12 protein-coding genes are annotated in these 14,179 nt (G+C 72.6%); 4 read left to right on the forward strand and 8 right to left on the reverse strand.

Translation table 11 applies throughout. The features are described from left to right. Nucleotides 1-46: 46 nt before the first annotated feature. From AC3X7R_RS13750 to thrS, 5 genes are read right to left on the reverse strand one after another with little or no spacing between them, the layout of a single operon-like run. Nucleotides 47-850, reverse strand: coding sequence for a spermidine synthase (locus AC3X7R_RS13750; protein ID WP_489966231.1), 804 nt, complete (start codon nt 848-850; stop codon nt 47-49). 4 nt (nt 851-854) lie between these two features. After that, a complete protein-coding gene (pgsA, locus tag AC3X7R_RS13755; protein ID WP_489966232.1) occupies nt 855-1,487 on the reverse strand; it encodes a phosphatidylinositol phosphate synthase in 633 nt (210 codons plus the stop codon). A gap of 12 nt (nt 1,488-1,499) precedes the next feature. Continuing rightward, nucleotides 1,500-2,273 (reverse strand): inositol monophosphatase family protein, encoded by a 774-nt coding sequence (locus AC3X7R_RS13760; RefSeq protein WP_489966233.1) that lies wholly within the window; start codon nt 2,271-2,273, stop codon nt 1,500-1,502. Continuing rightward, the gene (locus AC3X7R_RS13765; RefSeq protein ID WP_489966234.1) at nt 2,270-2,770 is read right to left on the reverse strand and encodes an HIT family protein; all 501 of its coding nucleotides are present in this window, start codon (nt 2,768-2,770) and stop codon (nt 2,270-2,272) included. Before AC3X7R_RS13765 ends, AC3X7R_RS13760 begins: the two co-directional genes overlap by 4 nt. 5 nt (nt 2,771-2,775) lie before the next feature. Beyond that, the gene (gene thrS, locus AC3X7R_RS13770; protein WP_489966235.1) at nt 2,776-4,779 is read right to left on the reverse strand and encodes a threonine--tRNA ligase; all 2,004 of its coding nucleotides are present in this window, start codon (nt 4,777-4,779) and stop codon (nt 2,776-2,778) included. Between the two features lie 213 nt (nt 4,780-4,992). Here thrS and AC3X7R_RS13775 point away from each other — a divergent pair, with 213 nt between their 5' ends. Then, nucleotides 4,993-6,093: an AI-2E family transporter gene (locus tag AC3X7R_RS13775; protein ID WP_489966236.1), complete on the forward strand. Its 1,101-nt coding sequence runs from the start codon at nt 4,993-4,995 to the stop codon at nt 6,091-6,093. A gap of 39 nt (nt 6,094-6,132) precedes the next feature. On the opposite strand, the gene AC3X7R_RS13780 is transcribed toward AC3X7R_RS13775, so the two are convergent. Further along, nucleotides 6,133-7,776, reverse strand: coding sequence for a sensor histidine kinase (locus AC3X7R_RS13780; protein WP_489966237.1), 1,644 nt, complete (start codon nt 7,774-7,776; stop codon nt 6,133-6,135). A gap of 209 nt (nt 7,777-7,985) precedes the next feature. Between AC3X7R_RS13780 and AC3X7R_RS13785 the strand changes: the two genes are divergently transcribed. From AC3X7R_RS13785 to AC3X7R_RS13795, 3 genes are all read left to right on the forward strand, one after another. Continuing rightward, nucleotides 7,986-8,972, forward strand: coding sequence for an AraC family transcriptional regulator (locus AC3X7R_RS13785; RefSeq protein ID WP_489966238.1), 987 nt, complete (start codon nt 7,986-7,988; stop codon nt 8,970-8,972). 85 nt (nt 8,973-9,057) lie between these two features. Next, the gene (locus AC3X7R_RS13790) at nt 9,058-10,194 is read left to right on the forward strand and encodes a sensor histidine kinase (RefSeq protein WP_489966239.1); all 1,137 of its coding nucleotides are present in this window, start codon (nt 9,058-9,060) and stop codon (nt 10,192-10,194) included. Then, on the forward strand, nt 10,191-10,853 hold the full coding sequence (locus AC3X7R_RS13795) for a response regulator (protein WP_489966240.1): 663 nt from the start codon (nt 10,191-10,193) through the stop codon (nt 10,851-10,853). The genes AC3X7R_RS13790 and AC3X7R_RS13795 overlap by 4 nt, the downstream gene beginning before the upstream one ends. Before the next feature lie 28 nt (nt 10,854-10,881). Here AC3X7R_RS13795 and AC3X7R_RS13800 read toward each other — a convergent pair whose 3' ends face one another. After that, the gene (locus AC3X7R_RS13800) at nt 10,882-11,763 is read right to left on the reverse strand and encodes an alpha/beta fold hydrolase (RefSeq protein ID WP_489966241.1); all 882 of its coding nucleotides are present in this window, start codon (nt 11,761-11,763) and stop codon (nt 10,882-10,884) included. A 104-nt stretch (nt 11,764-11,867) separates the two neighbouring features. Further along, complete coding sequence (locus AC3X7R_RS13805; RefSeq protein ID WP_489966242.1) at nt 11,868-14,051, reverse strand: MMPL family transporter; 2,184 nt, start codon at nt 14,049-14,051, stop codon at nt 11,868-11,870. Nucleotides 14,052-14,179 lie beyond the last annotated feature (128 nt).

Raw genomic sequence — 14,179 nt, forward strand, 5'->3', positions numbered from 1 at the left:
CGTCCCAAGGCGGCCCGCACCCTCCGTCGCGGGTCCCAGGACCTGGTCAGGGCAGGTCGTACCAGGGCGAGGCCTCGGTGTCGTCGTCGCGGAAGGGCCGGCCCCCGCCGAAGAAGTCGGTCACCTGTGTCCCCTCCAGCACCCGGAAGTCCCCGGGACGGCGGTGGAGGTGCGCCCGCAGCCCGTCCAGCCCGTCCTGGCTCACCGAGGCGACGAGCAGCACGTTGCCCGGTCGTCGGCCGCGCAGGGTGGCGGGCTCCACGTGGAGCGTGGCCGCCTCGAAGACGCTCCGGGCGGCGGCGACCACCCGGCGGGTCCAGGCGAAGGGCGCACGGTCGACCAGGTTGAACAGGAGCAGCCCTCCCTCCTCCAGCACCCTGGCCACCTCCGCGAAGGCCTCGCGGGTCACCAGGTCGCCGGGGACCCGTCCTCGGGCGAACGCGTCGACGAGCACCACCTCGAAGGCACCGTCGCGCAGGGCGCCCAGCCCGGCGCGACCGTCGACGGGACGCACCTTGATGCCGCTGCGCGCCGGGAGCGGCAGCTCCGCGCGCACCTGGTCGGTCATCGCCGCGTCCGGCTCCAGCACCACCTGCGCCGAGTGCGGTCGGGTGGCCGCGACGTAGCGCGGCAGGCTCATGGCCGCACCGCCCACGTGGACCACCCGGACCGGCTCCCCCGGCGGCCGGCACGCGTCGAGCACGTCCCCCAACCGACGCACGTAGTCGAAGGCGAGGTGCCGGGGGTCGTCGAGGTCGACGTAGGACTGGGCGTGTCCGTCGGCGCGCAGCACGAACGCGGAGCGGCGCTCGGTCGGCACGATCTCCGGCCGGTCGCCCTGGCCGGTCACGCGCTCAGCCGGCCTCGGGGGTGGCGTTCGCCTTCGCCAGCGCCTGGCGCCGGACGCTGAGGATCCGCTGCAGGACGGTGACGGTGCTCAGCGCACCCAGCAGCACCAGACCCCAGGCGAAGACCCGCGGGTCGCCGGCGACCTCGGCGACTACCGCCGAGAGGCCCAGCAGGGCCAGCCGGTCGGCACGCTCCATCAGCCCGACGCGAGCGGTGTAGCCCACGGACTCGGCGCGGGCGCGGGCGTAGGAGATGGTGACGCCGGTGACCAGGCACCACAGGGCTGCCGCCTCCCCCAGCACCAGGTCGCCGGGGCCGGCGAAGTAGAGCATCACCGAGCCGAAGACGACCGCGTCGGCGATCCGGTCCAGGGTGGAGTCGAGGAACGCGCCGAAGTCGCTGGAGCGACCGCTGAGGCGGGCCATCGTGCCGTCCAGCAGGTCGAAGAGCGCGAAGACGGTGACCAGCACGAGCGCGATCATCAGCTCACCCCGCGGCGCGAACCAGAGGGCGGCGGCGCAGGTGCAGATGGTGCCGATCACCGTGATGGCGTCGGGACTCAACCCGATCCGCAGCAGGACGCGGGCGATGGGCGCGATGAGGACCTTCGTGACGAGGCCCCGGATGTGTTCCAGCATGGCGGGAGCAGGCTACCGGTCCGCGAGCGCGGTGCAGACCTCGGCCACGGCGGTCGGGACGCCCGCGACGTACCACTCGACACCTGCGGCGCGGACGCGACGCGTCTGCCCGCCGACCGAGCGGATCAGCGCGGCGCCGGGAAGCTCGTCCCAGGGCGGTACCGAGTGCTGGCACAGCACGTGCAGCCCTCCGGTGGCCACCGCCATCGCGTCCATCGTCCCCGAGCCGAGCATCCGCAGGGTCGCCGCCCCGTGGGCCGCCCGTCCGAAGGCCTCCCCGACGGGACCGCCGTAGAACGGGGGGTGCAGGTAGGTGGTGAGGCACGACTCGGCGAGCGGCCGGTCCTCCAACGGCGCCAGCGGACGGCCCGACGCGGTGGCCGGCACGCCAGGCCCGCCCACGTACGTCGTGTCGCTGGCCTGGTGGCGCACGGCACCGAGCAGGAGCTCGTCGCCCTCGACCAGGGCGAGCGCGGAGCACCACCAGTCGAGGCCGGCGGTGAAGTTGTAGGTGCCGTCGACGGGGTCGATGATCCAGGTGCGGCCGCTGGAGCCGGTGTGGTCGGCCCCCTCCTCCCCCAGGATCGAGTCGTCGGGCCGGAGCAGCCTCAGCATCTCGACCACGAGCGCCTCGGCGGCCCGGTCGGCGGCGGTGACCACGTCGGAGAGGGACGTCTTGAACTCCACGGCCACGCCGTCTCGCCGCATCCTGGCCGCCAGGGAGGCCGCGTCACGGACCACCGCCGCCGCGAGCGCGGCATCGTCCGGTCCCGTGGCGTCGCTCACGCGTCGTCCCAGGCCTCGGCGAGCAGGTGCCGGGTGTCCTCCAGCAGCTGAGGCAGCGTCTTGGTGCCCCCCACGACGGTGATGAAGTTGGCGTCCCCGGTCCACCGCGGCACCACGTGCTGGTGCAGGTGGTCGGCGAGCGAGCCTCCCGCGGAGCGTCCGAGGTTGAGCCCGATGTTGAACGCGTCCGGGGCGCTGACCGCCCGGATCGCGCGGATCGCCTGCTGCGTCATCGCCATCAGGTCGGCCGACTCCTCGGCCGTCAGCTCCTCCAGGCCCGCCACGTGCCGGTAGGGCACCACCATGAGGTGTCCGGGGTTGTAGGGGTGCAGGTTGAGCACCGCGTAGGTCGCCGCCCCCCGGGCGACGACCAGGCCCTCGTCGGCGGGCAGGTCCGGGATGGTGCAGAACGGGCACCCACGGTCGTCGGTGGGTGCGTCGGACCGGATGTAGGCCATCCGGTGCGGCGTCCAGATCCGCTCCAGGCCGTCGGACACGTCGCTCAGACCTGCTCGCGGGAGGAGACGGCGGAGGCTACCCGCTCGATCGCCTCCTCCAACGGGACCCCGTTGTCCTGCCGGCCGTCGCGGTAGCGGAAGGAGACGGCGCCCGCCTCGACGTCCTGGTCCCCGGCGATCACCATGAACGGGACCTTCTGCAGCTGGGCGTTGCGGATCTTCTTCTGCATCCGGTCGTCGGAGTCGTCGACCTCGACCCGCAGCCCGAGCGACCGCATCCGGCGGGCCACGTCGAAGAGGTAGTCGTGGTGCCGCTCGGCGATCGGGATCGCCTCGACCTGGACCGGCGCGAGCCAGGGCGGGAAGGCGCCGGCGTAGTGCTCGACCAGGACGCCGAGGAACCGCTCGATCGACCCGAACTTGGCGGAGTGGATCATCACCGGCTGCTGGCGCGACCCGTCGGCGGCGACGTACTCGAGGTTGAAGCGGTCGGCCGAGGGCTGGTTGAAGTCGTACTGCACGGTGCCCATCTGCCAGGTCCGCCCGATCGCGTCACGCGCTTGGACGGAGATCTTGGGACCGTAGTAGGCCGCGCCGCCGGGGTCCGGCACGAGATCGAGTCCCGTGCGCACCGCGACGTCCTCGAGGACCTTCGTCGCGGTCGCCCAGTCCTCGTCGGAGCCGATGAACTTGTCCTTGCCGGCGTCGCGGGTGGAGAGCTCGAGGTAGAAGTCGTCGAGGCCGAAGTCGCGGAGCACGCTCAGCATGAAGCCCAGCAGGTGCTCGACCTCCTCCGGCGCCTGTTCGGGGGTGCAGTAGGAGTGGGAGTCGTCCTGGGCGAAGCCACGCACCCGGGTGAGGCCGTGGACCACGCCGGACTTCTCGTGCCGGTAGACGCTGCCGAACTCGAAGAGCCGCAGCGGCAGCTCCCGGTAGGAGCGCTGCCGCGAGCGGTAGATGAGGTTGTGCATGGGGCAGTTCATCGCCTTGAGGCGGTAGTCCATGCCGTCGACGTCGAGGGCCGGGAACATCCCCTCCCCGTAGTAGGGCAGGTGCCCGGAGGTGTGGAAGAGCCCCTCCTTGGCGATGTGCGGGGTGCCGACGTAGTCGAAGCCCTCCTCGATGTGCCGCTGGCGGACGTAGTCCTCCATCGCCCGCTTGATCACGCCGCCCTTGGGGTGGAAGACCGGCAGCCCGGAGCCGATCTCGTCGGGGAAGCTGAAGAGGTCCAGGTCGCGCCCGAGCTTGCGGTGGTCGCGCCGCTCCGCCTCCTCGATCCGGTGCAGGTGGGCCTCGAGCGCCTCCTTCGACTCCCACGCCGTGCCGTAGATCCGCTGGAGCTGCTTGTTCTTCTCGTCGCCGCGCCAGTAGGCCGCGGCCGAGCGCATCAGCTTGAACGCCGGGATCCGCTTGGTGGTGGGCAGGTGCGGGCCGCGGCACAGGTCGGACCACGCCACGTCGCCGTTGCGGCGCACGTTGTCGTAGATGGTCAGCTCGCCGCCGCCCACCTCGACCGAGGCTCCCTCGACGGCCTCGGCGGTGGCTCCGGTCGCGGCACCGGCACCCTTGAGGCCGATCAGCTCGATCTTGTAGGGCTCGTCCTGCAGCTCGTCCAGGGCGGCGGCGTCGGTGGTGACCCGTCGCTCGAAGCGCTGCCCCTCCTTGATGATCTTGCGCATCGCGGTCTCGATCTTGGCGAGGTCCTCGGGCACGAAGGGGGTCTCGACGTCGAAGTCGTAGTAGAAGCCGTTCTCCACCGGCGGACCGATGCCGAGCTTGGCCTCGGGGAAGAGCTGCTGGACCGCCTGGGCCATCACGTGGGCGGTGGAGTGACGCAGGATGTCGCGCCCGTCGGCGCTGTCGATGGCGACCGACTCGACCTCGTCCCCGTCGGCGAGCGGGGTGGCCAGGTCTCGCAGGTCCCCCCCGATCCGGGCGGCGATGACCTCGGGGTCGTCGGAGAAGAGCTCCCACGCCTTCGTGCCCGTGGCGGTGGTCCGCTCCTGACGCTCTCCGGCGTGGACGCGGACGACCTTGATCTCGGGCACGGGTGACTCCTGCTGTCGACGGGTTCGGACTGCCCCCGATGCTATCGGCCGCCCGTCGCGGCGCCGGACTCGCACGGGAGACGTGGGAGTCGCGAGCGGCGTATCGTCGAGAACTGCAGCGGATCCACCCGCCCCGGCACCGGTCGAGGCGCTGACAGGCAGAGCCGGACCAGTTCGGGCACGTCGCGACGCGGCCGGGCGGGAGGAGGCCCCGTGCCCACGACACCACCACCGGAGGGGCCCGAGGGGCCGGCACCCGGCGCCGCCGTGGGACGCCCCGCCGCCCAGCTCGCCCTCCCCCGGGGACTGGTCGTGCTCCTGGGTGTGGCCGCCGCCTTCCTCGCCATCTCCGGCATGCGCGCCTCGGCCGGCCTCATCGGTCCCGCCTTCCTGGCACTGATCCTCACCATCGCCGTCCACCCGCTGCGGGTCAGGCTCGACCGTCACCTGTGGGGCTGGCTCACCACGGTGCTCTGCGTGCTGCTGGTCGCCACCGGGATCCTGGCGCTCGCCGTGGCGCTGGTGGTGGCGACGGCACGGTTCGCGACCCTGCTCCCGCGGTACGAGGACGAGTTCCGGCGCCTCGTCTCGGACGGGGTCGCTCTCCTCGACCGGCTCGGGGTCTCCTCGGAGCAGATCCGGCGCCTCGCCGACGGGCTGGACCTGGGCAGGTTCGTGGGACTGGCCACCGACGCACTCTCCGACGTGTTCGGGCTGCTCTCCGGCCTGGTCCTGCTGCTGACGCTGGTGCTCTTCATGACCGTCGACGGGAGGACCTTCCCGTGCCGGTTGGCGGCCGTCGGCCGGGAGCGCCCACACCTCGTCGCCGCCCTGGGCAGCTTCGCCCGCGACACCCGGCAGTACCTCCTGGTCTCCACGGTCTTCGGCGTGGTCGTCGCCGTCCTGGACGCGGTCGCCCTGGAGCTCCTCGGTGTCCCCGCGCCCCTGCTGTGGGGGCTGCTGGCCTTCCTGACGAGCTACATCCCGCACATCGGCTTCCTCATCGGGCTGGTGCCGCCCGCCGTCCTCGCGCTGCTCGAGGGCGGCCCCGGCCTCCTCCTGTGGGTGGTCCTGGTCTACGTCGCGGTGAACTTCACCATCCAGTCGGTGGTCCATCCCCGGGTCGTCGGGAACACGGTCGGCCTGACCACGACCCTGACCTTCCTCTCGTTGGTCTTCTGGGCCTCCGTGATCGGCCCGATCGGGGCGATCCTGGCGGTCCCGCTCTCGATCCTGGTCCGGTGCCTGCTGGTCGACGCGGACCCCGCCAACCGCTGGCTCTCGCCCCTGGTGGCCGGCCGGGAAGCCCCCTGAGCTCCCACTCCGCAGCCCCGTCCCGGCCCGCGAGTCACCTCAGCCGGTCGTCGACGCCGGCCGCAGCGGCACGCGCACGGTCACGGTGGTCCCCTGGTCGGGAGCGCTGGCGAGCCTGATCTCGCCCCCGTGAGCCTCGACGATCCGCCGGGTGATCGACAGGCCGACACCGAGTCCCTGGATGGCCCGGTCCCGCGCGGTGGTGGTGCGGTAGAAGCGTTCGAATGCCCGGTCCCGCTCGATGCGCGACATGCCCACGCCGGTGTCGACGACCCGAAGGGTCAGCGTGTCATCCGATCGCTCGAGGGCGACCTCGACCCTGCCGCCGTGGGGGGTGTGCTTGACGGCGTTGGAGACGAGGTTGTCGACCACCTGCGCCCAGGCGTCGGGGTCCAGGTGCGCCTCCACGCGCTCGTCGACCTCGGCCGTCAGCTCGACCCCGGCGCAGACGGCGCTCGCGAGGTGCTTGTCCAGGGTCTGGTGGAGCAGGCGGGAGGCGTCGGTCGGCCTGAGCCGGATCTCCGGCCGGTCGGCGTCGGAGGCTTGGAGCAGCTGGGAGATGCGGGAGAGCAGCACCCCGGCGTTGCGCTGGGCGATGGTCAGCATCTTGGCGACCTGCTCCTGCGCGGGGTCCAGCTCGTCCGCGATCAGCTCGTGGTAGCCGATGATGGAGGTCAGCGGCGTGCGCAGCTCGTGGGAGACGGTGGTGAGGAACTCGTCGCGCACCCGGACCGCCTCGACGATGTCGGTGACGTCCCAGCCCACCACGACGGCGCCGAGACGGTCGCCGTCCCTGCGGACCATCTGCCGGGCCGAGACCATCACGGCCACCTGGTCGCCGGGCGGCCCGAACCAGTAGGTCTGGGCGGAGACCTCCTCGCCCCGCTGGGCGCGGGTCACCGCGCTCTGGTCCGCGGGCACGCGAGTCACCCGGTCCTCCTGGTAGAGGTGCTCCCCTTGCCCGTCCCAGGAGTCCGTGAGCCGCACGCCGGCCCGGGCGGCCAGCTCGTGGGCGGAGGAGTTCTCCAGGATCACCTCGCCGTCCCGGTCGTACCCGACGATGCCCGCGTCGACCGAGTCGAGGATGGCCTGCACCAGCAGCAGCCGGTCGTGCGCCAGCTCGAGCGTGCTCTCCAGCAGGGCGGACTGCTCCTCCAGGACCTGCCGCTTGCGCGTGAGCCGTCCCGCCAGGTAGTGGGCGCCCAGGCACAGGCCGACGGCGACCGTCACCGGCATCACCAGCTGCACCCAGGCCACGCTGGTGCTGGGCACGAAGGGCGCCTGCAGGTAGTCGACGCACTCGAGGACGGCGACGGAGAGGATCGCCAGGCCGGTGCCGACGCGGCCGAACTCGAAGACGAGCCAGAGCGCCGGGACCAGTCCCAGCAGCACGACCGAAGGCAGCAGCGTCACGGTCCGGAGCTCGATGAGGGCGACCGCGACCAACGAGAGCAGCGGCATGACCGTCTGCCAGCGATGTGCCAGGTCCGGCCAGGGGACGACGCCCGCGGCGAAGGTCACCGCTGCCATCAGCGTCATGCCCGCGACCACGGACGTCGAGGCGTCGGTCGCCGGCCCACCCACCAGCAGGCCGAGCCCGACGATCACGGTCAGGCACAGGGTGGGCAGCTGCCACGCCAAGGGCGGCGGGAGTCGCACGCCGGGCCGTGACGTCTGGTTCATAGCGCTGGCGTTCTCCCATGCCGAGTCGAAGGAGACGACCCCGCCGCTCGCAGGGGGTCGCTGCCGCGGACAGTACGTCGCGCTCGTGGCATGCGAGCGGCGCCCGCGGAGGCGGCAGGAAGAGGCCGCGCAACCCGGACAGGACCCTGCGCGAATCGGATAGGGCGCTCCGCCCAAGGCCCGAGTCCGGCGCCTATAGGATGCGGCGGATGGAACACGAGGCCGACGTCGCGCAGGACGGCTCCGCGTTCCGGACGACCGACCCGGCCAAGGCGGAGGCCGAGGTGGCTGCGCGGTACCGCGTCCCGACACGTCTCGTGCTGCCGGCCAAGGACCAGCGCGACTTCGACATGAGCCTCACCGAGGCGCGCATGGCGACGGCCACGGTGGGCGTGCTGTCGTTCGGCGCCCCGACTCGGGTCCTCACCGAGGCCACGAGCGGCTACCACGTCAACCTGACGCTGCGCGGTCGTGCCGCAGGGGCGACCAACGGCGGCCCACCGGTCACGGCGACCGCCGGCGAGGGACTGGTCTACGGACCCGACACGGTGACCGACGCCTACGCGTTCCGCGACTGCCGGGTGCTGACGCTCTTCCTCTCCCAGCAGGCCGTCGAGCAGCAGCTCGAGGCACTGCTGGGGCACAGCCTGCGCGCGCCGCTGTCTCCGCAGCTCAAGGCCGACTCCCAGGGGCTGGTGCAGGCGCTCGTCCCGGCCACGCAGCTCGCGTTGATGCACGTGGACCGTGGGACGGTGCCGAGCGTGCGCACCCAGCGCCACGTCGAGGCGCTCCTCGTGAGCAGCTTCCTGATCGGCCAGCGCCATCACTACAGCGAGGAGCTGGAGCAGCCGGGTCCTTGCCCCAGCAAGACACCCGTCGAGCGGGCCGCCGACCTGCTGGAGGAGCGACCCGAGCACCCGTGGACGACCGTCGCCCTGGCCACCGAGGTGCACCTGAGCGTCCGGGCGCTGCAGGACGGCTTCAAGCGGCACTTCGACACTCCCCCGATGTCCTACCTGCGCGGGGTCCGGCTCCGTCGGACGCACGCCGCCCTCTCGGCGGCTAGGCCGGGTGAGACCACGGTGCAGGAGGTGGCGATGCGCCACGGCATCCTCCACCTGGGGCGGTTCTCCGTCGCCTACCGCGAGCAGTTCGGCGAGAGCCCCTCGGTGACGCTGGCCCGGCCGGTCGACTAGCCCGGAGGACGCCGCCTCCGTGGGAGCATCGCCGAGTCGCTCGCAGGCGATTCCGCAGGCGCCCTCGCGCTCCTAGCATGGGCAGGTGGGAGTGACCGTCGTGAGCGCTCGCCGGGTCGACCAGCTGCTGTGCGTCCTGGTCATCGTCGTGCTGTCGGTCATCATCTCCTCCGACCAGGGCGAGGCGGGTCCCGTCAACCCGCTGGCCTACGTGTGGGCGTGGGGCCTGGGCCTGCTGATGCTGGTCCGCCGGGGCCATCCGCTGCTCGTCCTCTTCCTCACGGTGGTCGGCTTCTTCACCTACTACGCAGCGGGTTTCCCAGCCCTGGGCGTCGCGGTCCCGATCGCCGCCGCGCTCTTCTCCGCGGCCGAGACGGGTCACACCCGCGCCGCGCTGGTCACCGGCGTCGTCGCCCTCGCCGGTGCGACCGCCTATCGACTCGTCGACGGGCAGAGCGTCGCCTACGTGCTGGGCTACGAGCTGGCAGCCCACCTGGCGCTGATCGCCGCGGTGGTGGCACTCGGGCACAGCGCCAGGACCGCGCGGCAGCTCCGTCGGCGGACCGACGAGGTGACCCGGCTGCTGGACCGGCAACGGTTGATGGACGCCGACGCGCGCACGACGGAGGACCGCCTGTCGCTCGCCCGGGACCTGCACGACTCGATCGGCCACTCCCTCACGCTCGCCGCCATGCACGCCGGCCTGGCCCAGGAGCGCCACTCGAAGCCCGCCCAGCGGGAGCAGTCCCTCGCCCTGGTGCGCACGGCCGTCTCCGACGCGTTGTCGCACCTACGACGGACGGTGCGGGTGCTCAGGGAGGGCGGCGCCTCCCAGACCACCCCCGGCCTGCACGACCTGGAGAGCCTGGTCCGGGCAGCGGACTCGGCGGGCTACGACGTCCGGCTCGAGGTCGACCGGCTGGAGCTCGCCCCGGAGGTGGAGACCGCCGCGTTCCGACTGGTCCAGGAGTCCGTCACCAACGTGCTGCGGCACTCCAGCGGTCGCAGGATCGACGTCCGGGTCAGCCAGCCGGTGCCGGGGACCCTGGAGGTCCGGGTCTCCGACGACGGGCGGAACGACGGGGCCCCCGCACTGGTGCCCGGCCACGGGCTCAGCGGAATGCGCGAGCGGGTCGCGACGCTGGGCGGCACCATGCGCGTCGACGCCGACCACCAGGGCTGGGTCGTCCGGGCGCTGCTGCCCCAGGTGCCGTCGCCATGATCGGGGTCCTGCTGGTCGACGACCAGCACCTGCTGCGCGCGGGCCTGCGCGCCATCCTGGAGTCGGCCGACGACCTGGAGGTCGTCGGTGAGGTCCGTCACGGCCGTGAGGCGCTCGAGCTGGGGCGGCAGCTCCGTCCGGCGGTGGTGCTCATGGACCTCCAGATGCCGGTGATGAACGGGCACGAGGCGATCCGCGCGATCCGCGCCGACCCTGCGCTCGCTCGGACGCCCGTGCTCGTCCTGACGACCTTCGACGACGACGACGACGTGGTGGAGGCCCTCGCGGCCGGCGCCGACGGCTACCTCCTGAAGGACCTCGACGCCGAGGACCTCAGGCGCGCGGTCCGCCACGCGGCCGCCGGGAGGGCGGAGGTGGACCCGGGGGTACTGCGCCAGATGATGGACCGGATCGCCCGGATGCCCACGCTCCGTCACCGGGGCGAGGAGCTCGAGGGACTCACCGAGCGTGAGCTGGAGATCCTCACGCACGTCGGGAGGGGGCTGACCAACGACGAGATCGGCCGCGCCCTCTTCCTGAGTCCCGAGACGGCCCGCACGTACGTCAGCCGCCTGCTCACCAAGCTGGGAGCCAGGGACAGGGCCCAGCTGATCGTGCTCGCCCATCGCGCGGGCCTGGTGGACCCCACGGCCCGGTGAGGATGCCTCGCGAGACCGACGCCCGGTGTCAGCCGCGCCGGTCCTCGCTCGGGTCCGCGCCGTCCCGGCTCGCGGCCACGTCGTCGCGGACGAACGTGGCCAGCTCCGCGGCGAGCCGGTCGGGCTGGTCGATCGGGACCAGCGTGTAGCTGTCGCCCACCTCGACCAGCCGGCCCTGCGGGAAGAGGGCGGCCAGCCGGGGGCCGTGCTCCCGAGGCATCAACCGGTCCTCGAGCGACCACAGCACCAGCACCGGACGCGGGAAGGAGGAGAGCCTGGCCGTGAGGTCGGTCAGCTCGCTGCGGGTGGGCGTCGACCTCGCGAAGGTGCCCAGGTCGCGTCGGATCTCCCGGTGCCGCTGCGCCGGCCGGAACCACTGGTCCATCACGTCGGCGGGCACCGGCCGCTTGCTCATCCAGCCCCATCCGCCGGGCGCCCGGCGGAACCAGTGGAACCGTTGGAGCTGCATCGCCAGCCACAGCATCCCGGGCACCCGCGCACTGAGGGCGATGGCCTTCCCGGGGCGGCCCGGCGGGAAGTTGTCGAACGCCTCGCACGCCACCAGAGCGGCCCCCGCGAGCCGGTCGGTGGGCCCGTCGGCGAGCAGGAACTGGGCACCTCCCCAGTCGTTGAGGACGAGGGTCACCTCGCGCAGGTCCAGCGCCTCCAGGAGCTCGCCCACGAGCGCGGCGACCCCGCGATGGGTGACCAGCTCCCGCTGCTGCATCGGCCGGGCATGGCTGCCGAGAGGCAACGTGGGCACCACGCACCGGAAGCCGGTGCCGAGCCTCTCCACCACGCCGGCCCAGAGGCTGGCGTCCATGTTGACCCCGTGCAGGAGGACGAGGACGGGCCCCGGTCCCCCGGTGTCGAGGTAGTCGATCTCCCCCGCGGTGAGCTTCACACGCATGGGCTCATCCCTTCTTCGTGGTCGGTGGCGTGGTGCCCTCCCGGTAGGCACGAGGGTGTGCGAGCCCGCCCGCGCCCGGCGTCAGACATGGTCCCGACCGCTGGTCACGACGCCGCCCCGACCGTCTCCCGGCGCCGGCCCGGGTCCGCCGGGCCGGGCCGCCCCTCGACGTGCAGCTCGGGGAGGAGGCGATCCAGCCACCGGGGCAGCCACCAGTTGCGGTCACCGAGCAGCTCCATCAACGACGGCACGAGGACCAGCCGCACCAGCGTCGCGTCGACCAGGACGGCGAAGGCCAGACCGAAGCCGAACAGCTGGAGCTCCCGGCTCGAGCCCAGGACGAAGCTGCCGAAGACGCAGACCATGATCGCGGCGGCCGCGGTGATCACCCGCGCCGTGCGCGCCAGGCCCTGGGCGACCGCGTCGGCGTTGTCTCCGCTGCGCACGTACTCCTCCCTGATCCGGGAGAGCAGGAACACCTCGTAGTCCATGGAGAGGCCGAAGACGATCGCGATCAGCATCATCGGCACCCAGGCCTCCACGGGGGCGCTGGCGCCGAGGTCCAGGAGCTCGACCCCCCATCCCCACTGGAAGACCGCCACGACGGCACCGAAGGCGGCACCGATGGAGAGCAGGTTGGCCACGACGGCCTTGACCGCCACCGCGACCCCTCGGAAGACGGCCATCAGGAGCACCATGGCCAGCCCGAGGACCACGCCGAGGAAGAGCGGCAGCCGTTGTGAGGTGTAGTCGGCGAAGTCGACGGCGGCCGCGGTGGTCCCCCCGACCACCACCTCCGTCTCTCCCTCCTCCGTGGCGGGGACAACCTCGTCCCGCAGCCGGTGGACGAGGTCGGTGGTCCACTCGTCTCGCGGCCCGGTCGACGGGACGACCTGGAGCAGGCCGATCTCGCCGCTCTCGTCCATCGTCGGGCCCTGGACGTCGTGCACGCCGGGGGTCTGCGCGACCCGCTCACCCAGGCGCGCGAGCACCTCCGCTCCGTCACCCCCCGGCACGCGTGCCGCGAGCACGAGGGGTCCACTCGATCCGGGACCGAACCCCTCCGCCATCAGGTCGTAGGCCCGCCGGGCGGTGTCGGACTCGGGCTTGGTCCCGGCGTCGGAGAAGCCGAGGCGCATGTCGAGCACCGGGGCGCTCATCACGGCGAGCAGGACGACCGACGCGAGCGCCCAGGCCGCGGGGTGCCGCTGCACCTGGCGGCTCCAGCGCCGGGCGAGGGCGCCCTCCTCGCGGCCGGCATGTCCGCGCCGGTGCACGGAGAGCCTGTCGATGCGTCGTCCGACGACGGCCAGCAACGCGGGCAGCAGGGTCATCGCCGCCAGCATCGTGAGCAGCACGGCACCCGCGATGCCCAGCGCCACACCGGTGATGAGCTTGAGGTCCATGAGCACCAGCCCCAGCGAGGCGATCACCACCGTGAGGCCGGCGAACAGGACCGCACGTCCCGCCGTGGTCTGCGCGGTGACCACCGCATCGACCGGGCTCTGACCCGCGCCGAGCGCCTCCCGGTACCTGGTGACCACCAGGAGGGCGTAGTCGATGCCCACACCGATGGCGATCATCGCCGCGACCGGGGCGGCGAAGCTCGGCATCTCGACCCACCGGGCTCCCAGGCCGACCACGGCCACCCCACTGAGGGCCCCCATCACGCCGACGAGGATGGGCAGGGCCATCGCGAAGACCGATCCGAAGGCGAAGAGCAGCACGACGACGGCGGCCACGATGCCCACCAGCTCGCTGGGCGGCCCGGACTCGCTCTCCTGCTCCACCGTCAGGCCGCCGATCTCGACGGCGAGCGTGTCGTGGCGGTCGCGGACCTCGGCAAGCCGCTCCTGGACCTCCGCCACCTCCTCGGCGGGCAGGCTCGGCAGCTCGACCGAGAGGTAGCCGATGGATCCGTCGCGGGAGAGCTGTCGCGCGCCCTCGGGCGAGTAAGGGCTGACCACCCTGGCCTGCGGCACCGCCTCGCTCACCTCGTCGGCGAGGCGGTCGACCGAGGCCGAGAGGTCATCCTCGGTCCCGCCCTCCTCGGTCCCGCCCTCCTCGGCACGGAAGACGAGCTGGGCCTGGTTGCCGGTCCGGAAGTCGAAGCCTCCCTCGCGCATCAGCTCGGCCGCCCGGTGGCTCTCGGAGCCCGGCAGGTCGTAGTCGTCGCTCACGTCGCCTCCGACGAAGGTGGACAGCGCCATCAGCGCCACCACGAGGGCGAGCCACCCGCTCACCACCGCGAGTCGCCACCGTTGGCACCACAACGCCAGTCGTCTCATCACCGCAGCTCCTCCGTTCCCCGCCTCACCGGCGTCCGCTCCTCGATCAACTTCCGGGGAGGTGTGCGCCCCGGAGTGGTTGATCGACGCTAGGGCGCCACCGGCCGCGTCCGCCGTCCCCCGACGTG

The organism is Nocardioides sp. Z22_16 (assembly GCF_058134365.1).

Coding starts and splice junctions, on each gene's coding strand:
- pgsA (WP_489966232.1), bottom strand. CDS start 1,487: ATGCTGGAACACATCCGGGGCCTCGTCACGAAGGTCCTCATCGCGCCC.
- AC3X7R_RS13780 (WP_489966237.1), bottom strand. CDS start 7,776: ATGAACCAGACGTCACGGCCCGGCGTGCGACTCCCGCCGCCCTTGGCG.
- AC3X7R_RS13785 (WP_489966238.1), top strand. CDS start 7,986: ATGGAACACGAGGCCGACGTCGCGCAGGACGGCTCCGCGTTCCGGACG.
- AC3X7R_RS13795 (WP_489966240.1), top strand. CDS start 10,191: ATGATCGGGGTCCTGCTGGTCGACGACCAGCACCTGCTGCGCGCGGGC.
- AC3X7R_RS13800 (WP_489966241.1), bottom strand. CDS start 11,763: ATGCGTGTGAAGCTCACCGCGGGGGAGATCGACTACCTCGACACCGGG.
- AC3X7R_RS13805 (WP_489966242.1), bottom strand. CDS start 14,051: ATGAGACGACTGGCGTTGTGGTGCCAACGGTGGCGACTCGCGGTGGTG.